Source organism: Paenibacillus sp. JCM 18996 (genome assembly GCF_055392555.1).
This window is the reverse complement of the sequence record NZ_AP043884.1, coordinates 3,662,925-3,684,967: the sequence shown is the minus strand read 5'-3', so window position 1 is coordinate 3,684,967 and position 22,043 is coordinate 3,662,925. Positions and strand designations below refer to the sequence as shown.

General features: G+C 51.4%; 25 protein-coding genes. 9 read left to right on the top strand and 16 right to left on the bottom strand.

From position 1 onward, the window contains the following. Nucleotides 1–149 precede the first annotated feature (149 nt). Nucleotides 150–506 (top strand): cupredoxin domain-containing protein, encoded by a 357-nt coding sequence (locus tag ACZ5N7_RS18105; protein ID WP_464659342.1) that lies wholly within the window; start codon nucleotides 150–152, stop codon nucleotides 504–506. Nucleotides 507–574: 68 nt separating this feature from the next. Then, the gene (locus tag ACZ5N7_RS18100) at nucleotides 575–889 is read left to right on the top strand and encodes a dehydrogenase (RefSeq protein WP_464656012.1); all 315 of its coding nucleotides are present in this window, start codon (nucleotides 575–577) and stop codon (nucleotides 887–889) included. A gap of 137 nt (nucleotides 890–1,026) precedes the next feature. Here the strand turns inward: ACZ5N7_RS18100 and ACZ5N7_RS18095 are convergent, their stop codons facing one another. Continuing rightward, nucleotides 1,027–1,410, bottom strand: a complete 384-nt coding sequence (locus tag ACZ5N7_RS18095) for a VOC family protein (RefSeq protein ID WP_464656011.1) — start codon at nucleotides 1,408–1,410, stop codon at nucleotides 1,027–1,029. Between the two features lie 152 nt (nucleotides 1,411–1,562). Between ACZ5N7_RS18095 and ACZ5N7_RS18090 the strand changes: the two genes are divergently transcribed. Together ACZ5N7_RS18090 and ACZ5N7_RS18085 are read left to right on the top strand one after the other, a co-directional pair. Further along, entirely contained in the window at nucleotides 1,563–2,336 is a 774-nt protein-coding gene (locus tag ACZ5N7_RS18090) for a sulfite exporter TauE/SafE family protein (RefSeq protein WP_464659341.1), read from the top strand. 102 nt (nucleotides 2,337–2,438) lie between these two features. Continuing rightward, a complete protein-coding gene (locus ACZ5N7_RS18085) occupies nucleotides 2,439–3,515 on the top strand; it encodes an MraY family glycosyltransferase (RefSeq protein ID WP_464656010.1) in 1,077 nt (358 codons plus the stop codon). Nucleotides 3,516–3,649: 134 nt separating this feature from the next. On the opposite strand, the gene ACZ5N7_RS18080 is transcribed toward ACZ5N7_RS18085, so the two are convergent. Both ACZ5N7_RS18080 and ACZ5N7_RS18075 read right to left on the bottom strand, forming a co-directional pair. Then, nucleotides 3,650–4,690: a Gfo/Idh/MocA family protein gene (locus ACZ5N7_RS18080; protein ID WP_464656009.1), complete on the bottom strand. Its 1,041-nt coding sequence runs from the start codon at nucleotides 4,688–4,690 to the stop codon at nucleotides 3,650–3,652. Between the two features lie 30 nt (nucleotides 4,691–4,720). Beyond that, the gene (locus ACZ5N7_RS18075; RefSeq protein ID WP_464656008.1) at nucleotides 4,721–5,038 is read right to left on the bottom strand and encodes a hypothetical protein; all 318 of its coding nucleotides are present in this window, start codon (nucleotides 5,036–5,038) and stop codon (nucleotides 4,721–4,723) included. 166 nt (nucleotides 5,039–5,204) lie between these two features. On the opposite strand from ACZ5N7_RS18075, the gene ACZ5N7_RS18070 reads away from it, so the two are divergent. After that, nucleotides 5,205–5,627: a helix-turn-helix domain-containing protein gene (locus ACZ5N7_RS18070; protein ID WP_464656007.1), complete on the top strand. Its 423-nt coding sequence runs from the start codon at nucleotides 5,205–5,207 to the stop codon at nucleotides 5,625–5,627. A gap of 161 nt (nucleotides 5,628–5,788) precedes the next feature. Here the strand turns inward: ACZ5N7_RS18070 and ACZ5N7_RS18065 are convergent, their stop codons facing one another. From ACZ5N7_RS18065 to ACZ5N7_RS18055, 3 genes are all read right to left on the bottom strand, one after another. Continuing rightward, complete coding sequence (locus ACZ5N7_RS18065) at nucleotides 5,789–6,067, bottom strand: hypothetical protein (RefSeq protein ID WP_464656006.1); 279 nt, start codon at nucleotides 6,065–6,067, stop codon at nucleotides 5,789–5,791. 276 nt (nucleotides 6,068–6,343) lie between these two features. Next, nucleotides 6,344–6,844: a DinB family protein gene (locus ACZ5N7_RS18060; protein WP_464656005.1), complete on the bottom strand. Its 501-nt coding sequence runs from the start codon at nucleotides 6,842–6,844 to the stop codon at nucleotides 6,344–6,346. Nucleotides 6,845–6,928: 84 nt separating this feature from the next. Further along, nucleotides 6,929–7,903 carry a helix-turn-helix transcriptional regulator gene (locus ACZ5N7_RS18055; protein WP_464656004.1) on the bottom strand — a complete coding sequence of 325 codons (975 nt, stop codon included), beginning with the start codon at nucleotides 7,901–7,903 and terminating at the stop codon, nucleotides 6,929–6,931. 172 nt (nucleotides 7,904–8,075) lie between these two features. Here ACZ5N7_RS18055 and ACZ5N7_RS18050 point away from each other — a divergent pair, with 172 nt between their 5' ends. From ACZ5N7_RS18050 to ACZ5N7_RS18040, 3 genes are all read left to right on the top strand, one after another. Then, nucleotides 8,076–8,237, top strand: coding sequence for a hypothetical protein (locus tag ACZ5N7_RS18050; protein WP_464656003.1), 162 nt, complete (start codon nucleotides 8,076–8,078; stop codon nucleotides 8,235–8,237). 104 nt (nucleotides 8,238–8,341) lie between these two features. Continuing rightward, nucleotides 8,342–8,638 carry a transposase gene (locus ACZ5N7_RS18045; protein WP_464659339.1) on the top strand — a complete coding sequence of 99 codons (297 nt, stop codon included), beginning with the start codon at nucleotides 8,342–8,344 and terminating at the stop codon, nucleotides 8,636–8,638. Between the two features lie 8 nt (nucleotides 8,639–8,646). Beyond that, complete coding sequence (locus tag ACZ5N7_RS18040; protein ID WP_464654018.1) at nucleotides 8,647–9,528, top strand: IS3 family transposase; 882 nt, start codon at nucleotides 8,647–8,649, stop codon at nucleotides 9,526–9,528. A 375-nt stretch (nucleotides 9,529–9,903) separates the two neighbouring features. Here ACZ5N7_RS18040 and ACZ5N7_RS18035 read toward each other — a convergent pair whose 3' ends face one another. The 9 genes from ACZ5N7_RS18035 to ACZ5N7_RS17995 form a co-directional block, all read right to left on the bottom strand. Then, entirely contained in the window at nucleotides 9,904–10,773 is an 870-nt protein-coding gene (locus tag ACZ5N7_RS18035; RefSeq protein WP_464659337.1) for an aldo/keto reductase, read from the bottom strand. A gap of 51 nt (nucleotides 10,774–10,824) precedes the next feature. After that, nucleotides 10,825–11,796 (bottom strand): aldo/keto reductase, encoded by a 972-nt coding sequence (locus ACZ5N7_RS18030; protein ID WP_464656002.1) that lies wholly within the window; start codon nucleotides 11,794–11,796, stop codon nucleotides 10,825–10,827. Between the two features lie 165 nt (nucleotides 11,797–11,961). Continuing rightward, nucleotides 11,962–12,540, bottom strand: a complete 579-nt coding sequence (locus tag ACZ5N7_RS18025) for a TetR-like C-terminal domain-containing protein (RefSeq protein ID WP_464656001.1) — start codon at nucleotides 12,538–12,540, stop codon at nucleotides 11,962–11,964. Nucleotides 12,541–12,564: 24 nt separating this feature from the next. Beyond that, on the bottom strand, nucleotides 12,565–13,269 hold the full coding sequence (locus ACZ5N7_RS18020; protein WP_464656000.1) for an MBL fold metallo-hydrolase: 705 nt from the start codon (nucleotides 13,267–13,269) through the stop codon (nucleotides 12,565–12,567). A 136-nt stretch (nucleotides 13,270–13,405) separates the two neighbouring features. Beyond that, the gene (locus ACZ5N7_RS18015) at nucleotides 13,406–13,771 is read right to left on the bottom strand and encodes a GNAT family N-acetyltransferase (RefSeq protein WP_464655999.1); all 366 of its coding nucleotides are present in this window, start codon (nucleotides 13,769–13,771) and stop codon (nucleotides 13,406–13,408) included. A gap of 398 nt (nucleotides 13,772–14,169) precedes the next feature. Further along, the gene (locus tag ACZ5N7_RS18010) at nucleotides 14,170–16,647 is read right to left on the bottom strand and encodes a bifunctional YncE family protein/alkaline phosphatase family protein (RefSeq protein WP_464655998.1); all 2,478 of its coding nucleotides are present in this window, start codon (nucleotides 16,645–16,647) and stop codon (nucleotides 14,170–14,172) included. A 313-nt stretch (nucleotides 16,648–16,960) separates the two neighbouring features. Next, the gene (locus tag ACZ5N7_RS18005; protein WP_464655997.1) at nucleotides 16,961–17,875 is read right to left on the bottom strand and encodes a DNA-3-methyladenine glycosylase family protein; all 915 of its coding nucleotides are present in this window, start codon (nucleotides 17,873–17,875) and stop codon (nucleotides 16,961–16,963) included. After that, nucleotides 17,841–18,395 carry a methylated-DNA--[protein]-cysteine S-methyltransferase gene (locus tag ACZ5N7_RS18000; protein WP_464655996.1) on the bottom strand — a complete coding sequence of 185 codons (555 nt, stop codon included), beginning with the start codon at nucleotides 18,393–18,395 and terminating at the stop codon, nucleotides 17,841–17,843. Before ACZ5N7_RS18000 ends, ACZ5N7_RS18005 begins: the two co-directional genes overlap by 35 nt. 27 nt (nucleotides 18,396–18,422) lie before the next feature. Continuing rightward, on the bottom strand, nucleotides 18,423–19,016 hold the full coding sequence (locus ACZ5N7_RS17995) for a bifunctional transcriptional activator/DNA repair enzyme AdaA (protein WP_464655995.1): 594 nt from the start codon (nucleotides 19,014–19,016) through the stop codon (nucleotides 18,423–18,425). 179 nt (nucleotides 19,017–19,195) lie between these two features. Here ACZ5N7_RS17995 and ACZ5N7_RS17990 point away from each other — a divergent pair, with 179 nt between their 5' ends. Beyond that, a complete protein-coding gene (locus ACZ5N7_RS17990) occupies nucleotides 19,196–20,488 on the top strand; it encodes an Nramp family divalent metal transporter (protein WP_464655994.1) in 1,293 nt (430 codons plus the stop codon). Nucleotides 20,489–21,020: 532 nt separating this feature from the next. Here the strand turns inward: ACZ5N7_RS17990 and ACZ5N7_RS17985 are convergent. After that, on the bottom strand, nucleotides 21,021–22,004 hold the full coding sequence (locus ACZ5N7_RS17985; protein WP_464655993.1) for an aldo/keto reductase: 984 nt from the start codon (nucleotides 22,002–22,004) through the stop codon (nucleotides 21,021–21,023). Nucleotides 22,005–22,043: the final 39 nt, after the last annotated feature.

Sequence of the window (22,043 nt, the reverse complement as noted above, 5' to 3'; positions counted from 1 at the left end):
GCAGGATTAGACGAAAATGAGAGGACGATGAGAGGACGATGCAGGTTGTTCGCAATAGATTACGGGGAGCCAGGGAAAACCTTAAAAAAAGGTGGGCGTGGGTGGCGCTGCTGCTTGTTCTTTTATTCGGTGGGGCGCTGTATTTGAAAATGGAACAAAACAAAGGAACCTCGGGGGATGGGACGGTGGTGAGAACAATCCAGCTGGTGACGGGAGAATTCAAGGCGGTTTCAGCGGACGGCAAACAAATCGAAGCCTACCGCTGGGATCCGGGTACGATCGTGGTGAACAGAAGCGAAATGGTCAGGCTCAGCATTTACGGGGTGAACGGGGTCAGCCATCCTTTTATCATCGAGGGGGTGAATGTAAAAGGGGAAGTGAAGAAAGGAGAGGAAACCACTGTCTCTTTCACCGCCGACAAACCCGGCACCTATCGTCTCGTTTGCCTGAGCCATCCGGATATAGCGCATAACGGGCCGATGATCGGCTATATTATAGTCATTTGACCAGTCCGGGAAAGTAGCCCGCTCCGCTTTCGAAGCATACGATAATGCAGAGAGGAGCAGGTGAATCCATGTCCATGAACAACCAGGAAAAGCACAAAGCGCCGTTTCCGACCGCAAGGGGCATCCGCAGAGCCTGCGGCAGAGAACTATACAGGACCATCAAGAAGCTGAAGCAGTATATCCCCCCTCAGCAGGTCGCTAAAGCGGAAGAGATTTATTTTAAGAAGGTGGCCTTGAATTTAGTGTGGGTTTTTGAAAACCGCAGCAACCGGAAGGCGCAGGCTGACTGGTGGGTGGAGAATGTCTGCCCGGAAATCGCCCCGATTCTTAATATCGAGCCGGAGCGTTTGGCCAAAGCTTTCCGTGACTCATACGGAGGCTGAGCAGATATCACCCCGCAAAGTGAAGCAGGGCCTGTTATTGCGGATACTTTGCGGGAAGCCCCGAACAATCAAAAAAAACTCCGAAACCTGAATCGAAGTCCAGGGGCATCGGAGTTTTATTTCACCCTTCTCCTTGTCTACTGCTTAGGCTGAAAAAATTCCAAACGCTCCCCGCTCGGCCCGAAAAAGAAGAAAATTTTCACCCCGTCCAGAATCGTCTTCGGCTCGTCGTCCAGCAAGCGAACGCCCAGCTCCTTCAAGCGTGCGGCCTCCTGCTCGATATCGCTCACGGTAAACGCAATATGGTGGACAATCCCGTCATCCGGCTGCCCCTCCTCTCCCCGGCCGATCAGCTCGATCTCCACATTTTCGCTTCCTGGAAACGACAAAAAGCCCAGCTCTACTCCATTGTCCAGCGTTTTTCTTGCAGCCAGCCGCATTCCCAGTACCTTCTGATAAAATTCGATCGACTCGTCCATATCCTTGACAAATACTCCAATATGCTCCAGCTTGCTGATCATCCGTTTCTCCTCCTTGAGTTCGTCTTCGCCCGAAGAATATCATTCCCATTTGGAAAAAGCAACCATTTGTTTTTTTGTCTCAACCTCTATATAAAAGGAAGCCTATTCGTTATACTTAAATTTGTACATTTTACATAAGAGGTGAATTCATGATGGACTTTCCAAGCCTGGACATTATTTTCTTTCTGGTCGGAGCAGGCTTTCTCGCCGCTTTCATAGATTCCGTAGTCGGCGGAGGAGGACTGATTTCGCTTCCCGCCCTTTTATTTGCCGGGCTGCCGCCCAGCCTTGCCATCGGCACCAATAAACTGGCGGGCACCATGTCGTCGCTTACCAGCACCGTGTCTTTTCTTCATTCCGGCAAAATCGATTTCAAGCTCGTCCGCTGGCTGTTCCCGCTCGCTTTTATCGGGTCGGCCCTGGGCAGTTATACCGTTACGCTCATCCCGTCCCAGTTCCTGAAACCGCTAATTGTCATTCTTTTAATTGCCGTCACCGTATACACTTTATTCAAAAAGAACTGGGGCGCAGTGTCCACCTTCACCAATCTATCCGTGAAGTCAGGCATTCTGGTGGCTGCCGGCTCGTTTATCATCGGATTTTACGACGGCTTTTTCGGTCCGGGGACAGGATCGTTTCTTATTTTTATGTTCCTGATCGTCGGCCTGGATTTTATCGGTTCCTCCGCCAACGCGAAGGTGCTTAATTTTGCCAGCAATATTTCTTCCCTGATTACCTTCTTCCTGCTCCATGCCGTCAAAATCTCCTACGGACTGCCGATGGGGATTGCGATGATCGCAGGGGCGCTGGTCGGCTCGCAGATAGCGATACGCAAAGGCACCTCTTATGTGAAGCCATTGTTTGTTCTGGTGACCACCCTCTCCATTGTCAAAATGTTATGGGAGTACCTGCACCGCGCGAGCTGACTTTATTGGTCTTTTAGCAGAATTTAACTTGTCAAAGCGGTCAATTCATGTTAGAAAGAAGTTGTATTCATTATTTTCATAGAAAAAGGTGAAGCTTTCAAAATGGCACTCTTTGCGTTACTTGGATTTTCAGCTTCCGTCGCACTTATTTTCCTGCTCATGCCATCCGTAACCAAATTGTCCCATCGCATCGGGGCCGTCGCGGTTCCTAATGAACGTTCCATGCATACGACCAATATGCCTCGCTTAGGCGGTTTGGCGATCTTTTTGTCCTTTATGGCGGCCATGGCGCTGCTGTTTCCTTTTGCTTCGGAGCGGTTAAAACCGCTGGAAGGAATTCTTCTGGCAGCACTTATCATTGAAATTGGCGGGGTTCTCGACGATAAATATACACTCTCACCCAAATGGAAGCTGCTCAGCCAGCTGATTGCCACCGGGGTAGTGATTGCCTTCGGTCTGTCCATTGACCAAGTCCACATTCCGTTCGGACAGGATATTTATTTCCCTGTATGGCTCTCGATCCCGCTTACGATGTTTTGGATCATCGGGGTCATTAATGCGGTGAACTGGATTGACGGGCTGGACGGGCTGGCCACGGGCGTTTCGGGGATCGCTTTGGCAACCACTATTATCATTGCACTGATCACCGGCAACGTGCCCGTTTTGATTTTGTGCTCTGTCCTGCTGGGCAGCCTGGTCGGCTTTTTCTTCTTCAACTTCGATCCGGCCAAAATTTTCATGGGCGAATCGGGTTCCGCGTTTCTCGGCTTCCTTCTCGCCACTGTCTCCATTCTGGGCTTTAAGCAGGCGGTCTTTGTGTCTTTCATCATTCCTCTGCTCATTCTCGGCGTTCCGCTTTTCGATACCTTTTTGGCTATTACTAGGCGGATCATCAACCGTAAACCGGTGTACAGCGCCGACCGAGGCCATCTGCACCACAGCCTTTTCGATCTCGGGATCAGCCGGAGAAATACCGTTTACATCTTGTATGGCACTTCAACCTTCTTCGGGTTGTGCGCCATTATTTTGACCAAAGCGTCCTCTTCCGCCGTCACGACCGTGTTCATTATGCTGCTCGTGGCCCTGCTTCTGCTGGCGGGAGCCGAGATTGTAGGCGTGGTCAAAAAAAGAAAACCGATACTTCGGTTCGTGCGGAAGCTGATTAAACAAAGCAAATAGAACGATCCCTCGAAAAAAATGGATAGAGGTGGCAGCTTGCCTCTCTGTCCATTTTTTTGCGGGATTATATCCGGTGCCCTACCGCCCAAAATATTAAATCGGGGGGACATGACTTGCCCCCTTATGAGACTTGCTTATCCATGCAGCATATAATCCGTCAGATCAATCTTCTTGCCGGTTCTTGCGCTTTCCAATGCCCCAAGCACCATCGCTATGCTTTGAATGTTATCCTTACAGTCCGTTTCAGCCGGGCGTCCTTCCCGTAGGGCGGCGAACATTTCGTCGAGACATCCGGCGTGGCCCCGGTTTCCTCCCCAATTGACGGTGCTTTCAACTTTCTCATAATCTCGGATAAACTTGCCGCTTTGGTCGCCGGAAGCAACGATTTCCGCGTAGGGTGCACCGTGTCCGTCCCAAATCGCCGTACCGCGTTCCCCGGTTATGCGCCAAGCCGATTCCCACGAAGTGGGAGCTCCTTCCGCACACCAGGAGCCCCGGTAACAGAACACCGACCCGTCAGACATTTCATATATGCAGATCGCGGAAGCGTTGCCTGCATACCAGGATCCCGGCGGATTGAATTCATGGCAATAGACCGAGACAGGGTCTGCTCCGACAATGAATCGTGCCTGGTCAAACGTATGTATAGCCATATCCAGCACCAGAGGACTGTCCATAGCATCGCGAAACCCTCCAAAATGAGCACCGATAAAAAAGTCGGCTCCTACATACCCCGGTCTGCCAATCGTCCCTGACTGAATCAAATCACGAAAAGCACGGATATTAGGGTCATAACGCCTGTTTTGCATGACGGAGAACGATTTTCCGCTTCGTTCAACAACGCGGATCATTTCCCGCGCCTCCGCCATCGTCGCCGCCATCGGTTTCTCGCTAAAGACGCTGCAGCCGAGCAGCAAACTAGTCGTGCACACAGTGAAATGGCTTGCGGGAATGGTCACGTCAAACACCAAATCCGCTCCGGTTTCTTCTATAGCTGCCGTCAAATCGGTATAAGTCGGGCACGTTAATCCGTACCGCCCGGCCATTGCATCGGCAAATTCTTTTTTGATGTCCACAAGGGCCGCGAACTCCACATCTTCCCTGGAGAGGGCGTATTTAACCCATTCGTTAGCCATGCTTCCGCAGCCAGCCAATACTACTTTGAATTTTCCCATAGTTTCTCCATCCTCCTCTTATGTCCGCCGTTATTTCGGATTGGGAACATACTCTCCGCCACGGCATTGTTTCAAATAATTCAGCGCATGCACTTGACCGGTCATTTCCAGTTCATCGCGATACACCGGATCGTGATAACCTTCAATGTCTATAGTGCCATTGTAGCCGTTTTCCCTAAGGATGGAAATAATATCTGTCCAATTCGAATCGCCAAAACCGGGAGTACGGTGCCATACAAACGGCTTGGGACCGTGGATCCCGAATTGTTTAACGGCGTTAAACATCATTTCCCAGGAAATCGGATTGTGGGCGATATTCCAGTCTCCCCGGTTCCAGTCCCCTCCCATGTCACATTTCTCGAAAGCGATACGTATACCCTTGTCCTTCCCCCTTCTGGACCGCACTATAACTTTACCGAACTTTTTCGATTCTTCCGATCCTCACTCTATAGAAATTCGCAGCATTATTGAAGAACTCATTCAGGAATTTATAAATAGAAAAGCCGGCTATGAATTGATTATCAAATCTAAATTGTATAATATCCTCGGATTAATGATCCGTAATTTTCATCAAGTCACCGGTCACAACAGATCTTCTTTGGGTGGGAATGCGGAAATTTCTGAAGAATTTCGCATCTTACTTCAGTATATTGAACAAAATTTCAACCAATCTATTAACATTAATGATGCGGCCAAAATGATTAACGTGAGCCCCAGCCATTTTTGCCGTTTATTTAAAAGAATCACGGGCAAAACCTTGATAGAATACGTCAATGTTCTGCGCATTTATAAAGCGGAATCTTTACTCATGGAACCGAATCTTACAGTGACTGAAATTGCGGAGAAAATTGGATTCGGAAGTCTGGCCTACTTCGGAAGGGTATTTCGGGACATCAAAAACATATCCCCCACCGATTACCGTAAACGTAAAAGGTAGGATGAATTGGAGTGGATCGAGGGAATGCTTGTGACTATGTAGAAGCGAGTTCGTGAGAATTTCAATCCATCAACGCGTCGCATGAAGACAGGGCTATGCTCTTTGAAAAAAAGACTGCCGGCTCAAAAGCTGACAGCCATTTGACTTAATGCATCGATAGACTAATTCGCCAGCTGCGCCGTTACGTCCAGGCGAGTCTGACGTTTTTGGTTGGAGATGAACTCCTGTTTCGGATCGAATACGATATGCGGATTGCTTACTTCGCGCGAGTCGAGCCATTCGCATTCCACCCCGCCTCCCCGGATAAAACCGCCAAACATCATGCAGCCGTGGCAGAAGTTTTCCTTTTGTTTGGAGGTGAGCTTCACCACTCTGTTGCGCAGACAGCAATATACGCTGCCTTCCTGGTCCATGTGGTTGATATGATTGACTAATTTCATCGTCCGGTCTCCCCTTCACAATTGGTTGAACTAAAATCCAGTCCCGTACCCGAAGGGTCCGTACTGCTTGCCGTACTTCTGCAGATAACTTTATCCTCTTCTTACACCGATGGGGCACTCATGAAACAAAGGCACAAAAAAAGCAGCCCCGAACTTTTGAAAAAAAGTTTTTCAGGCCGCTTAATGTTTATAAAATTTCGAAGTCATCTTCAAAAACCGCTTTTTCTGAATGCTGTCATTTCTAAGTACCGTGCAATATAACTGGATTGGATGCTCCTAGACCAGAGGCTGCATCCCGCGCTCAATCCAGTCCTCGCGTGTTGGGCCATAGATGTCTGGAACACGCAAGCCCGCTTGACGCATCAGAACGGTCATTTGTCCGCGATGATGGATTTCGTGCTGGATCACAATGCGCAGAGTCAGCCCGTTCGGCCATTGTTCGCCGTACATGTCGCTTGTCTTGGCCAGAGTTTCGTCCGTCCACTGCGTTTGAATGGCATCCAGCATCGCTTGAGAGGCACGTCGGTACGTATCAGCAATGGACGAAGCCGAATCCGGAGCGTGCTCGCCGCCCTCGGGAGCCGGGAAATCGAGCCCTGTGCGTGAAAGCATTTCGTGGATCGAAGCTGCCAGATGCCAAGCGAGCTGGCCGAGTGTCCGGAAATCGGGAGCGACAGCCTGGCTTAACGACTCGTCCGTCAATGCATTCATGACACGCTGTGTAGCTGCAGACTCATTGGTCCATTCGGCGGCAAAATCTTTTACAGTCACAAACATACTTTAAAAACCTCCTTCAATAATGGTATTCCCTACGAGTCTCTCTGGTGTGCTTCTATAATATAACAAACTACCCTGACAGCATTATGTCAGTATTGTCTCGTACATTCGGACAACTTCCTGCGCTTTTTGTTTGACCGCCAGCGCCACCGACTCCGGTTCCAGTACGGTAACATCGGCGCCATAGCTGAGCAGCATCCCGTAAAGCCACGGTTCTTCGGGCTGGACACTCGTAACAAGCAAGGAGCCGTCAGGCTGCGCCGCAATTTGCCCCTGTTCAAAATAGTCTTGTACTTTGGCTTTCACTCTCGGATGAAACTGCAGCACCAGACGGACGCAGACCGGGTCGTGTGACCGCTGCCAGCGATAATCTAGCTGCTCCAGCGTCTCTAGACGTCGTTCGAATCTGTCCGGCAGCACAGTAAGCTGCTCTATCCTGGAGAGGCGGAAGATGCGGAAGTCCTCGCGAAGCTTGCAGAATCCGTATAAGTACCAAATATACCCCTTAAGCGCAAGGCCCATCGGCTCACACACGCGTTCGGAATTTTCTCCGTTAGAGCTTGTATAACAAAAACGAATCAACTGTCTGTTCCGGATCGCTTTTTTGAGGACGCCCAGATTCTCCTTCTCCGACTTCCTCTCCTGCCAGGGATTCAAATCGATAATGAGCTGCTGGCTCATGCTCTCGGCCGTACCCAGCTCCGATCTCGCCATCATCGCCCCTACCTTGTTCAACAGGCTTCCGATATCGTGATCTTCAAGTGAGGAACGCATGCCTTTTAAAGCGATAATGATCGCCTGCAGCTCCTCCAAAGAAAGAAATTGGCGGTCCAGCCTGTACTGGTCCATAATTTCATAGCCTCCAGCCATGCCGGAGTAGGAAACAACTGGAATTCCCGCTTGATTGATGGTTTCCAAATCCCGGTAAACGGTACGCAGGGATACCTCAAAGCGTTCGGAGAGTTCTTTGGCGCTTACTCTTCGGCGGTTGAGCAGCAGCATCGTAATGGCCAGCAGGCGGTCCAGTTTCAGACGGGGGCACCTCCTATAGGGGATCATTGTTATTTTAGGCGTTTAACAGTTATTTTCAAAAAATAAGACGGATACTCGAAGCTTCTAACATATTTTACCACGAGGTCCCGCCGTCAGACTGCATTTTACAGAAACAATGTTTTCCCGCTCCCGAATAAGGGTATTTATTGATAGACAAAGGATACAGGAGGAATACACCATGGCACAGGAAAAAGGGCAAGAGGTCAGAAACGAAATGAATAGGGAAAACGACTCCCTGGAGCAGCGGCAAAAGGAACAAAAAGGCCAAGATATCGAGCCGCAGGCTGAAAACTGGAGCGCAAAGCAGGAAAGCGGGCAAAACCAGGACAAGCCAAAATAATGCTAAACAGAAAAAAAGCATCCCTATCGTTATGATGTGACCCCTCATAGTAGACAGAAAAAAGAAAGCCATTTACTATGTCTATTGTGGAGGGGATTTTTTCTATGGGCGAAATAGCGAGAACATACGATGTTGCATTCAAGAAAAAGGCAGTAGACCTTTATCTTAAAGAAGGAATGGGCTATAAGACCGTAGCGAGGGAATTAGCGATTGACCCTTCCCTTGTTCGTCGGTGGGTGAAGAATTTTGAGGCAGAGGGCATAAAGGGGCTTGAGGAAAAACGGGGAAAAGCAAATGGCCTTGGAAAAGGCAGACCGAGAACACGACCCGAAGATCCGGAGGTGAAGCTGAAACGTCTTGAAGCGGAGAATGAACTGCTAAAAAAGCTCTTAAAAATGTGAAAGGAGGCATGGATGCTGTACAAAGCGGTAAAAAGTTTGCCATTATCCAGGAATTAGCCAGCAAGGGTTACGATGTCATCTTGCTATGTGAGCTGGCCCAAGTGTCCAGAAGTGGTTTCTATAGATGGAAAAAACGACAGACATTTGTGTCCCAAAAACAACGGGAAGACGAGGCAATTAAAGGGAAAATGTTAGAATGCCATGGACAATTGAAAGGGATTTATGGATACCGTCGTGTAAAGGTCTGGCTTATGCGGAAACATGGGCTGCACCTCAACCATAAGCGTGTGCAAAGGCTCATGCGAGAGCTAGGGATAAAGGCAGTCATTCGAAAGAAAAGACCTTACTACGGCAAGAAAGAGGCTTACGTTATCTCGGACAACCACCTTAACCGGGAATTTACAGCCTCTAATCTAAATGAGAAGTGGGTAACCGATATTACTTATCTAATTTTCAATGGACAGAAACTTTATTTGTCTGCGATTAAAGACCTGTACAACAATGAGATTGTAGCCTACCACATCAGTCGCAGAAACGATTTAAAGCTGGTGTTTGACACGATCAGGAAGGCAAAGAGAAAACGGAATGTGAAAGGGATCCTCCTGCATAGCGACCAAGGCTTCCAGTACACGTCTCGTCAATTTAACAACTTGCTTAAACGATACCATATGAAAGGTAGCATGTCCCGAAAAGGAAACTGTTGGGACAATGCATGTATGGAGAACTTTTTCAGTCATTTTAAGTCAGAGTGCTTTGATCTTTATTCCTTTCATTCGGTTGAACAAGTAAAGCACGCTGTTCAACGTTATATCCATTTTTATAACAATGAACGTTTCCAGAAAAAATTAAACAACCTGAGTCCTTATGAATACAAGACTCAGGCTGCTTAAAAGTTCTTTTTAATAGCTGTCTACTTGACAGGGGTCATTCTTCGGGAAGCCTTCGAATACGACTATCGCGATATTGCGGACTTCGTAAACAAGACGGAGCTCGGATGCCGCAAGATCTACAGTGGCCTCAAACGAAAATCCAAGACGAACCGCCAGTCAACGGTATATTGTCCCAGGGAAAACAATTGTTTGGCGTTTCATATTCAAGATTAGTAGCAATAGGTATCAGCGTCTGATGCTGAAAAGTATGCTTACCCACATCGGCTGCTTTACCGAACAAAGTCCAGAACAGAAAATTTTATCCGCTTAAGGACAGCCCGCGGAGAAACCGTTGCACATGGGGCCACCTTCTTTTCACCGGTCTAAAATTACATATCAGGTCAGTCCGTGCCAATCCCTGCCATGCGATACCTCCATCCAGCGCTGGCGAATGGCCTCCACCTGCTCCTGCGGCAGGGAACCCCGTCCGGCAAGCTTGGCGTTCTGCACCCATCTTTCGGGGTTGGAGGTGCCGACGATGGCCGTTGCAACGGCGGGAAGGCTAAGAGTGAAGCGCAGCGCTGTTTCTATCGAGCCGGTCAGGTCGCCTCGCAGGAAATCGTAATCCAACAGCTGCAGCCGCTCCCAGTAAGGCATATGGTAGGAGCTTTCGGGTTTTTGTCCGGTTTTCCAGGCGGCGTTGGCGATCGGGCGCTTCGCGATGACACCGATCCCGCGGGTCTCCGCCTCCGGAAGGGTGGTTGATACAGCCTCCTGATCCGCAATGTTGACGGAGGTCTGAAGGGTGTCAAACGCCCCGCAGGTCACCGCATACATCGCTGCAGACCTGTCTCCGCTGTATCCTATGTACCGAACCTTGCCGGCTTCCTTCGCCCTTTTCAGTACGTCGATTACATCTCCTTGGCGCAGCAGTTCCTCCGAGCAGCTATGCAGGTGAATCAAATCAACGTAATCGGTACCGAGGCGCCGCAGGCTGCGGTCTATGCTCTGACTGAGCATTTGCGGATCCCAATCCGGCTGCTCGAATCCGGAAGCATGCCCGCACTTCGTGAACAAGTAGTACTCGTCGCGCCGGTGTCCGACCGCTTTGCCGATTAACTCCTCGCTTGTCTTGTAACACTCGGCCGTATCAATGACATTCAGGCCTGCATCCAGAGCGCTGCCCAGCAGCCGCTCGACCTGCGAGACCGACGAATCCTCGTATCCGATCTCTGCTCCGCCGAACCCGAGTATGCTCACTTCCATGTCGGTTTGTCCAAGTTTTCTCTTTAACAAGTGCGCTCACCCTCCCGTCGTTTACTTATCGCTGATCCTGTCGATTTGCATGACTTCTTCTTCCGTCAGCCGCTCCCCAAGATGGACCACCGCATCGGTGATATGCTCAGGCTTCGAGGCGCCAAGAATGGCCGAAGTAATCTCGCTATGGCTCAGCACCCAGGCCAGAGCAAGCTGAGCCAGCGTCCAGCCTTTCGCTTCCGCTATCGGACTCACCCGCTCCACAATGGCAAAATTCCGCTCATCTTCCATCAACTGCTTCAGCCGCTGTTCCCCTGCAGCTCCGCGCGTACCTTCCGGCGGAGCTTCTCCAGCGCGGTATTTGCCAGTCAGCATGCCCCGGCCGAGAGGGCTGTACACGATGACGCCAACCTCCTCCGAGCGGCAAAAAGGCAGCAGCTCCCGCTCCGCTTCCCTAGCGATAATGCTGTACTGCGGCTGCACGCTCTCGTAGCGGTGCAGATTGCTCAGGCTGCTTGCGCCGTGGGCCTTGGCAATCTGCCATGCCTGAAAATTGGAGCAGCCAATATACCGCACCTTTCCGTCGCGGATTAAATCGTCCAAAGCCCGCAGCGTCTCATCAAGAGGAGTCTCATCGTCGAACGAATGGACCTGGTAAAGATCGGTATGGTCCGTCTGCAGCCTCCTCAAGCTGTCTTCGACCGCTCGCATAATATGGTAACGGCTCTGCCCCGCATCATTCGGTCCATTACCCACACGGCCGTGTACTTTGGTAGCGAGAATCACTTTGTCCCTTTTTCCCTTCATCCAATGCCCGATAATCTCCTCAGACTCTCCCGAAAGCAGCGGATCGCGCCGGTCCATGCCGCGTCCGTAGACATCAGCCGTATCAAATAGCGTAATACCCGCATCAAGCGCCGTATCCATAACCCGAAACGATTGGGCCTGATCGATCCAACGTCCGAACGCCATGCACCCAAGCGCGATTTCCGATACCTTCAGCCCGGTTTTTCCCAGTCTTCTGTGATTCATTCTCTCACTCCTCCTGGATAGGTTTGTCCTAAACAACAGTCTTTGCTCCTCCAGTATAGCGTGATCAGCCAATTCCATAAATTACTGAAAAAATGGTGCACTGCTTACCTCAAGTAAAGTCATGGGGAAGTAATAGATACCAGGCTTGCAGCAAGACAACAGCGCTCAAATCCTGTCCTCCTTTAATTGAGAATGGATTCCGGCCAGAAACGTATCGATCAGCATTCCAAACGAAACATCGAGATCAAGCGGAAGACCGAATCCTCCCGCACTTTCGATGGACGCGAATCCGTGCAGAATGCTCCGCAGTCCGCGAATCGTATGCAGCGAGTTGTCGCCCTTCAGTTCGTAGACACTCAGCACCTGGACGACAAGGTCAACGACCTGCCGCTGCGCCAGGTGAAGCTTAGGATCACCGGAATCAGGGGCGCGAAAGGTCGCGTCGTACAGTCCAGGATGCTCACGAGCGAATCCGGCATAGGCTTCGCTTAGCGCACGCACGGCCGTGTCTCCAGAACGGCCGACGGCTGCCTGCGTCATTCTTTCATGAAGGCGATTCAATCCGTAAATGGCCAGCTTCTGCTTCAATGCCGGCAAACTGTCAACGTGGTTGTAGAGGGATGGCGCCCGAACGTTGAGCCGCTGGGCCAATTCCCCGAGTGAAACGCCGTCGAGCCCCTTCTCATCTGCTATCTCGGCCGCCTTGACCAATACAACGCTAACATCCAAACCCATCCTTGGCATCGCAATACCTCCTTCTTCCGTCGATTAATGCATTCTGTTCGTCTCTGCGATGGCTTCACCGATAGTGCGCATGGGATTTTCGATCATTCTGCCATGTCCGACAGCGAGCAATTCCGGCTTCAGCTCGGCCAGCTTTCGGGCGCTCGCTACCGCGGCCTCCCGGTTCCAGGTTGCCCACGCCGGAAACGGAAACCATGGCTTGACCGTCCCGCTAACCGCTGCGCCTCCGCGTGTCTGAAACGCGTCTCCGGCGATCAACGCTTTGCTCCTCGTGTCCAAGAAGGCCATGGATCCGGGCGTATGTCCCGGGGCGGAGACGGCTTCGAGCGAACCGATTCGGTCCCCTTCCTGAAGCAGCACGTCCGGCACGGTCTTCACGTTCTTCGGGATTCCTCCCCGGATCAGGGTGTCCGACTCGCCTGGATCCAGCGACCGGTCGCCCGACAGCAGACGAGCATCCCTTACGGAGATGCTTACCGTCGCATGAGGCAAAGTGTTCCGCAAAGCATCCAGAGCACCTACGTGATCGTTATGGGCATGCGTCAGCACGAGGTTCGCAATCGGTTTCCCGATTTTCCGGGCTGCCTCCAGGATGCCCTTGGCGCTGTAAGGCAAAGCCGCATCGATTAGAGTAAGCGTCTCCTTCTCTTCGATGAGGTAACAATTAACCGGGAACAATCTTGGCATAAACGTTACTTGATAAACTGCGCCTATTTTGGTTACTTGCATTGACACCGCTCCTTTACTATTTATATTAATAAAATAACTAATTTAATTAGTTTTTGCAACTGAAGTTTATGAAAACAAAAAGGACAGTTCAAAACCCCAAAGGAGAGTTCCGGACTGTCGCGCTTTAGGCTATGAACTACAAACAGTGTACATTCACTTGATGAATTCTTTTTTCATCAATTGCCTCGAATATTTTCTCGAAGCACAGATACGGCACGAGCCGAAAAGGAAAACGAACCACGCCTCTCGGCTCATAGCCCGCCCGTTCGTACATCCTTACCGCCGCCGGATTTTGCGTGTAAACATCGAGCCGGATACTGGAGTATCCTCTATCCAGCGCATACTCCTCCGCGAAGCTCAGCAAGCTTTTGCCCAATCCCCTTCCCTGAAACTCGGGGTGCACCAGACTAGAAAAGTGCGCACCCCGGCTTCGAGCAGAAACACCGTGCCCCACATGGCATTCATAATTCTGATGACCTTGCGGAAATAAGCGATACTCCATTTTCGGGAAAAAGCAAGCCGGCCCGCAGTAAAAGCAGCTTTTCGCTGACGCCCATCATGACCAGGACGAGAGTCAGCATAAAAGTGAGCAGCATCAGTACGCCAATCGCGTCAGGCGCGTTTACAGTAACGTCATAATAAATTTGACCTCGTCAAACAGTGAAATACGTCATTATTACGGTTAGTAGGCTATATGACTTTCTGTACTATAGACTTGTGCGGCAATTCGCTGGATAACCATCATTTGGACAACAAGCCTGGCAGGAATAAGTAGTGGAGCACTAGCGCGTGGCTGCCGAGGGCTATTTGATAAAGGTAATACACAAAAAAAAAGCACCCGATCACATTGGGATGTGACCGAGTGCTTTTATTGCTGATGTTTATGCTCTTCAAGCAATATTAGTTCTGGTTGGATTGCTCCGGGTAGTAACCTTTGATCTTCTTCCAATTCTCGCGGTTAAGTTTATGACGGTCAACGGAATCCGGCCGTGAGAAATCCATGTCCGAAGGATGAACTGCAGGCTGATTTGCCGTTGATGCCGTGCTGTTCGCTGGTGCCTGAGTGCTGGCAGACGCAGGGCTGCCGGCTGGTGCCTGACCTTCATTATCGACCCAATATTTCGTTTGCTCTACTGTATATGGAGCAAAGTTCGGACGGCTGGTAAAAGAATTGACCATCGGTATTGCAGCAGCATCGAATTGGGTCATCGGCTTCAAACAGAGAATCAGCTCCATGGTGCGAAGCATCGACGGCGTATCATAGAAGGTGCTGTCGACTTTGCCCGTTTGCGTGTAAGGGCTGATTGCGAGCGCCACGCTTCGGTGAGCGTCCACGTGATCCACTCCGCCTTGTGCATCGTCCTCCACAACAAAAATAGCCGTATCCTTCCAGTATTTGGAGTGACTGATAGTGTCAACGAGTTTGCCAAGGGCCAGGTCATTCTGGGCAACCATCTGCTGCGGTCCCCACTTCGAGCCGCCAGTGTGGTCGTTTGGCAAATATATAGTTTCAAATTGCGGCAGGTTGCCATTTTTCTCGAATTGTTTGAACTCCTTCTCCCACTCGTAATATCGGACCATGTCGGAGATGTTCAAATCCCAGCTCGGATAGTTGGGGTCATAATTGCCTCTGAAGTCAGTCGTCTTGGGATTGTTGGGCAAATATTGCTTGGTGGCCGGATCATAATTATAGGCAAATTCCCCATAATTGCGGAAGGTCAGGCCGGCTCTCATCGCAACGTCCCATATATATCCCGCTTTCGGTCTGGTATATGGCGCGTCATCCAGAAGGCTGCCTCCGCCCCCGCCGTCAAAATCATAATCGCGGTTGCGGCCGGAATAGTCGGCAAGCCAGTTCTTTTGCACATAGTCGTTAGCCTTGCCAGCGGTTGTCCAGTTATGCCCGTCTGCGCTCACTTCGGCGTCGGCATAAAAGTTATCAAGGGTAACGAATTGATTCGCGAGTTTATGGTGGTTAGGCGTAACATCCTTGCCGTACAAAGCCAGGCTCGGATCGCCGTTGCCCTTGCCCAAATCGCCGAATACGTGGTCGTACGTTTGATTCTCTTTAATGACATAGATAACATGCTTAATAGGTGAACGGTCCTGGCCATCGACGCGGGAGATAGGAAAATCTTTTTTATCCGAATTATTGTCTTCCGTCTCTTTCACACGGTTGTTGCCGTTGACCTGGCTGGTGTACGTCTTAAGCTGCTGTTTATCCGGAACATTAATGAAGGACATGGTGCCTTTGATCATATTTCCGAGCCATTGATGATTCTGGCCGTTGGGTCCCGCTCCAAGCCCTTTGGCATTGAGAACCATCAGTTTCTTATCGGCTTGACCAAGGTAGACGCCCGTCGGATACCAGGCGGTTGGTATCAAACCTTCGACTCGCGCTTCCTGATCCTTTTCCCCGCTTTCACCCAAGCTGATCACAGCAATATCGTTATTTAAGGAATTGGCTGCGTACAACGTTTTGCCGTCAGCGCTCACCGTCAGAGCATCGGGCTGGCTTCCAGCAGGGGCCCCGCGGTACGGAGCAAGTGATACAGTTTGAATGACCTGCTGTTTTTTCGGGTCGATGACGGAAATTTCATCGCTATCTGAATTGGCAACATAAAGGAAGCCGCTGACCGGATTTTCCGCTATAGCGTTCGGATGCAGACCTACTGCGATCGTCTTTTTCACGGCAAAATCTTTCGTATCCACCACACTTACACTGCTCTCGCCCCAGTTGCTGACGTACAATGCGCTTCCGTCACGGCTTAGCACCGCAGCATAAGGCATCTTGCCAACCGGAACGGTTGCGGCAATTTGTCCTGTGGCAAGATCGATGCGGGACGCCGAATAATTCAAGTTGTTTGCTACATAAAGGTATTTGCCGTCAGGGGACAGAGACATTCCGGCAGGATAAAAATTGGTATTTTTATCATCTTTCATCATAATGGGGGATTGCTCGGTGAGAGAGCCCTTATCGAAGTTGAACACGCGGATTTTATTGTTTCCGCCGGCTGAAGCGTACAGTTTCTTGCCGTCCGGACTGAAGGCGAGCCCGATATACAGAGCTTCGGGAGATTCGTAAGAGATAGTTTGGACCACTTTCTGCTGCTGCGTATCGACTACCTGCAAAGATTGAGTACCTGTTCCGGCGTTGGCTGCCACGAAATATTTCTTATCAGGGCTAACCGCGCCATCCATCGGAAAATTCCCCAGCCCCACCTGAGTGCCGGCCGGTGTCAGATACCACCCGCCGGAGGTCACACCTGTGCCGTCGGCCTTTGGCCCGGCTGTCGAATATGCTGCGTACACGCTTGAACCAAACAGCAATGATGCCAGTGCGATGCTTGCAACGATCTTTTTACGCTTGAGGTTCATAAATATCAAATCTCCTTTTCTATGCGATTTGAACTATATGCAACATAGAAAAGTATACAAGTCTTTTGTTAACTGACATTTTCCACAAACTAAAGTAATTGTAAAGCGCATCCATTTCAGAGCAAAGCACCCGACAAGACGGATAGGAAAAGCTCCTGCTAATCTTGCCCGGATACGCTCTGAAGGATCCTTTTGCGGGAAAAGCTCCCGTTAGATCCAATACGTACATCTAAGAAAGCATATTAACGGGAACTTTTCCTGTTTACTTGATACGTAACCCAATCGATTTCAAACTTTAATTCAACTATATAGATTAGTATAAGGACCGCCACAGCAAAAAAGTCGCATAAGCCTCCCAGCCGGTCCAATCGGCAAAAAGCGCCTGCAATTCGCGCACAGTCGGCTTGCGGCCGAGAGCCAGCCGCTCTTTGACGGCGTTGCGAAGTCCCGCATCGCCGATCGGAAAAGCGGACGGATCGCGCAAACAGCGCATCCGGACATAATGCGCCGTCCACGGTCCCACGCCGCGGATCCGCAGGAGCTCCTGCTGGGCCGCATCAAAGCTGCCCAGCGACAGTAGGCGTGCGCGCGACAGCACGCCGCGCTGCATCAGATCGGCGGCTTCCAGTATCGCCGCCGCTTTCATCTTTGTGAGCTGCAGGCCGCACAAATCTGACAGGCTTGCTCCCGCGATTTCATCGGGCAGCGGGAAGAGGCGATAGGTCCTGCCATCCCACTCCAGCGAATCGCCGAATGTCTCCGTCAATCTTTGCTTCAGCTTGTATGCAAAAGCAAGGTTCACCTGCTGGCCCATAATGGCCCAGCAGAGCGCTTCAAACAAATCGGGAATTCCCACCAGCCGAAGACCGTAAAACTTCTTGCCGAGATCGCTAAGCAAGGGATCAACCTCCGCCATCCGGTAGAACTGGCCGAGATCCCGTTCCAGGTCAAACCAGTCGCGGACGAAGCCCGCCGCTTCTGCTTTGACCTTGTCTCCCGCTGACCGGCCTTGCATGGTTGTTACCTGCAGGTGCAGGTCATCGGGACAGCCGATCCGGACCAAGGTTTTCTTACCGTCAATACGGAGCAGCCGGATGATCTGCCTATCCTCAATCTCATACAAGCATTCGTTAGGCGAACGGGACAAGTAGTCAAGACAGTGCTGAAACCGGAACTCCTTCGGCAGCGGAATTTCAAAGCACGAATCGCGCGTGTCCAACGGGCTCAACCCGATCAACTCCTTCGAGCTCCAGCAAGGCGAGTTTGATGCTTAAGCCTCCACGGTAACCGGTTAACTTGCGGTTCGTGCCGATCACCCGGTGACAGGGAAGCAGGACCGGCAGAGGGTTCGCGCCATTAGCGGCTCCAACGGCCCGTACAGCCGAAGGCCGACCCACCGCTTCGGCCACTTCCCGATAACTGCGTGTCTGACCGTACGGAATCCGTCCGAGCTCTGTCCAGACCGCCTTTTGAAAAGGCGTGCCCCACAAATCTAACGGCACCTCATCAAACATCACCAGCTCGCCCTGAAAATACGATTCAAGCAGCCCCTTCACTCCGAATTCCTCGAAGATGCCGTTCTCCTCCACCAACGCCAACCCCGCTGCATGGCGGTGCAGCCAAGGCAGTGCCTTCTCCAGCGTCTCGTGAGGAAAAAGGACGCGGCACAGTCCTTTCCCGGTGGCGAGCAGTGTCCAGTTTTGCCCCATCGGCTTTATGGTTGTCCAAAATATAGTGTCCTCTCTCATTGCCGGCCTCCTTGTTCCGTTCCCTCGTTATTCCCCGCAAAACCCAGCCTTGTCTTCTTGCGGAAGCTCGCGATATTCCTTGGGGGAAAGCCCTGTCTCCCGCCGGAACCACACGGCAAAATGCGAAGGGCTGCGAAAGCCCACAGCCGCTCCGATATCCGCGATGGAAGGGGATTCTTCCGCCAACATCTTTTTTGCGGCTTCAATTCGCGCCTTCTGCAGCTGGGCCGCCGGACTGCGGCCGGTGAACCGCTTGTACAGCCGCTGCAAATGAAACGGGCTGACCGCGAGCACAGACGCCAGCGTCTTAAGCGTCAACGGCTCGCCAAGCCTCTGTTTAATCAGAGCGTTCACTTGCTCGGCCAGCGCCGCATCGGGTCCGTGGGGACCCGGCTGTTCCGGCTTGCATCTTTTGCACGGCCGGAATCCTGCACGTATCGCTTCGTCCACCGTGCCGAACAGCATTATGTTTTCACGCTTCGGGGTTCGCGCCCGGCAGGACGGCCGGCATACGATCCCCGTTGTCTTGACGCCAGTGTAGAACAAACCATCATAGGTGCTCTCCTTTTTCGCGATCGATTCGTACACTTGGTTAAACAATTCCGCTTCCAGCGTCCTCACCTCACCTCGTACCGAAAGTATAACCCGACGTCACGCCCATTTAAAGCTTTCCTGAATACGACAGCAACATTTCGACAGAGGTCTTGAAGTCTGGAGATAATCAGTCTCCCTTTACTGATTGACCCGTCGCCATATGAGGTAATAACTCGTATTCATTTTGGCCGAGAGGGGACCTGACTATGAAGAATACGGAGACGGCACAGGGCGGTAGAGCTTCGTCAACCACTGAAATCGCGGCCCGTGAAGCCATCACGGGAAGACGGAAGGGTATTAAAGCGCTCATCCCTTTTTTAGGGCCGGCGTTCATTTCATCGGTAGCTTACCTGGATCCGGGCAATTTTGCAACCAACATCCAAAGCGGCTCGCAGTTCGGCTACAAGCTGTTATGGGTCGCCTTGTTGGCGAATCTGATGGCTATGCTGCTGCAAAATATGTCCGCCAAGCTGGGCATTGCCAGCGGACGGAACCTTCCAGAATTATGCCGCGACTATTGCCCGAAATGGCTGTCGGTCATCATGTGGATCGGTTCGGAGATTGCCGCTATGGCAACGGACGTGGCTGAATTCCTCGGTGCGACCCTCGCCATCCATCTGCTGTTCGGCACTCCGATGCTTCTAGCCTGCCTGATTACAGGCATCGTGACGTACCTGATTCTCCAGATGGAACAGAAAGGCTTCCGGCCTCTGGAAAAATTTATCGCCGCGTTCGCGCTCTTCATCGGGCTCTGTTATTTGGCGGAAACCGTGCTCTCCCGGCCTAATTTGGGGCAGGTGGCATACCACAGCGTCGTCCCCTGGCTGGGCGGCCGGGAGAGTATCATGCTCGCTGTCAGCGTGATCGGCGCTACGGTAATGCCGCATGCCCTGTATCTGCATTCCAATCTCACCAAAGACCGTGTCGTTCCGCGGAACGGCCGGGAAGCGGAGAAAATCCAGGAATTCAGCTCCAAGGAGATCATTATCGCCATGGCCCTTGCGGGATTCGTGAATATCTCAATGATGTATATGGCCGCGTCCACCTTCCACTCTACCGGAAACCATGAAATCTCGGACATCACGACAGCCTACCAGACGCTGACACCGATATTGGGCACAGCCGCAGCCGGAATTTTTTTGGCGTCGCTGCTCGCTTCGGGAATTTCCAGCTCGGTTGTCGGCACGATGGCGGGGCAGGTCATTATGCAGGGGTTCGTCGGATTCTCCATTCCACTATGGATTCGCCGGATCGTCACGATGCTGCCGACTTTTATCATTGTGGCGATCGGAGTCGACCCGACTTTGACGCTCGTCTTCAGTCAGGTAGTGCTCAGCATCGTGCTTCCTATTCCGATCCTGTCGCTGATCTACTTCACTCGCCGGAAGGATATCATGGGCGTGCTCGTGAACCGGAAATGGGTGACAGCCGCATCGATCTTATGTGCGGTGATCATTTTATCGCTGAACATTTGGCTGCTGATAGAGGCCTTCGCCTGATAAAAGACAACAAGGCAGTTCCGGTGAGTAAGTGGTGAAATCCGCATGAGGCCGGCTCTTTCTTTAACGTTAAAAGGGCCGGCCAGAGAGTATAGCGAAAGTTTTTTCCGCTAAAACGCCATTTCCCGGATATTTCCCAAAACTAGCGGATCTGGTTTCAGTTATATTTTGAATAATTTAGATAGAACGCTTGAAAAGCCCGGTTTAAGATGAATAGCGGCAAAAAAGTTCTTAATTTTAAATGGAGACTCAGTTGGCCCTGGTGGCCAAGAGATGTCCGAGCCTTATTGTCGCGTTTGCCATCAGCAGATTTCCACTGTTTATTATCGTTGTTGCCATTTCTGTTTCAGATGCACCATCTGCTGCTCGCTCAGAAGAGGGTCAAGCGGCAACACTTTTTGTGAGCACGTCTTGGCATGAAAAAAAGACTGTCCCCAGATATTTCTCTGCTTTTGGGACAGCCCCTTGGTCCGCCACAGGTCCGGCCGCTGTTTCCACCGCTGCTGAGGCCGGCACTGGTCCTTTTGTATGATTAATACGCGCCGCGAATATATTGGCTAACTTCGTCTTCATAAAATTTTCTGAGGCGCGCATGTTCCTCCAAAGAAAACGGAGATACCTCCGAAGCGGCAAGGTTATCCTCCACTTGGGCGGCATTCCTGAAGCCCGGGATTACGCAGGTGATGTTGGGATTATCCAAAATCCAGCGCAGCGCAGACCGGGTCATATTCTCTCTGCCTTCAGCAATCCACATCAGCTTGCGGCTTAGCTCGACGCCTTTCTCGTAAGGTAGGCCTGCGAAGGTTTCGCCCACGTTGAAGCTTTCCCCGTTGCGGTTAAAGCTGCGGTGGTCGCCAGCGTCGAACGCGGTGTTCTCCCTGAGCTTGCCGGTCAGCAGTCCGCTTGCCAGCGGCAGTCGCACCAGAATTCCGACTCCTTGTTCATGAGCTTGGGGGAAGAGTTCCTTGGCGGGCTTTTGCCTGAAAATGTTGTAAATCACCTGCAGAGCCTTCACGTTAGGATACTGCAGGCACAGCAGCCCTTCCTCCACAGTTTCCACGCTCACGCCGTACTCACGTATTTTGCCTTCATCGCGTAGCTTGTCCAGCACGGCGAACACCGAGCCATCGCGCAAAATTTCAATCGGCGGACAGTGGATCTGGTACAGATCGAGTCGCTCCCGCTGCAGCCGCTTAAGACTGGCTTCGCAGAAAGAACGGACCGAACCGATAGAGTAAACCGAAGGATCGTGGATATCCGCAGACCGGCAGAACTTCGTCGCAATGTGGATCTGGTCCTCCTTCCCTTTCGTCGCCTTCGCGAGAAGCTCCTCGCTGTGTCCGTTCCCGTACACATCCGCCGTATCAAAAAAGTTAACTCCTGCCTCGATCGCACGCGCGAGAGCGTTCAGCGATTCAGAATCGTTCACCTGCCCCCATGACCCGCCAATCGCCCACGTGCCGAAACTGATTTCGCTTACGCACATATCCGTATTTCCCAGTCGCCTGTAGTTCATGGCCTGACCTCCATTATTAAGTTGAATTTTCTTCACGTC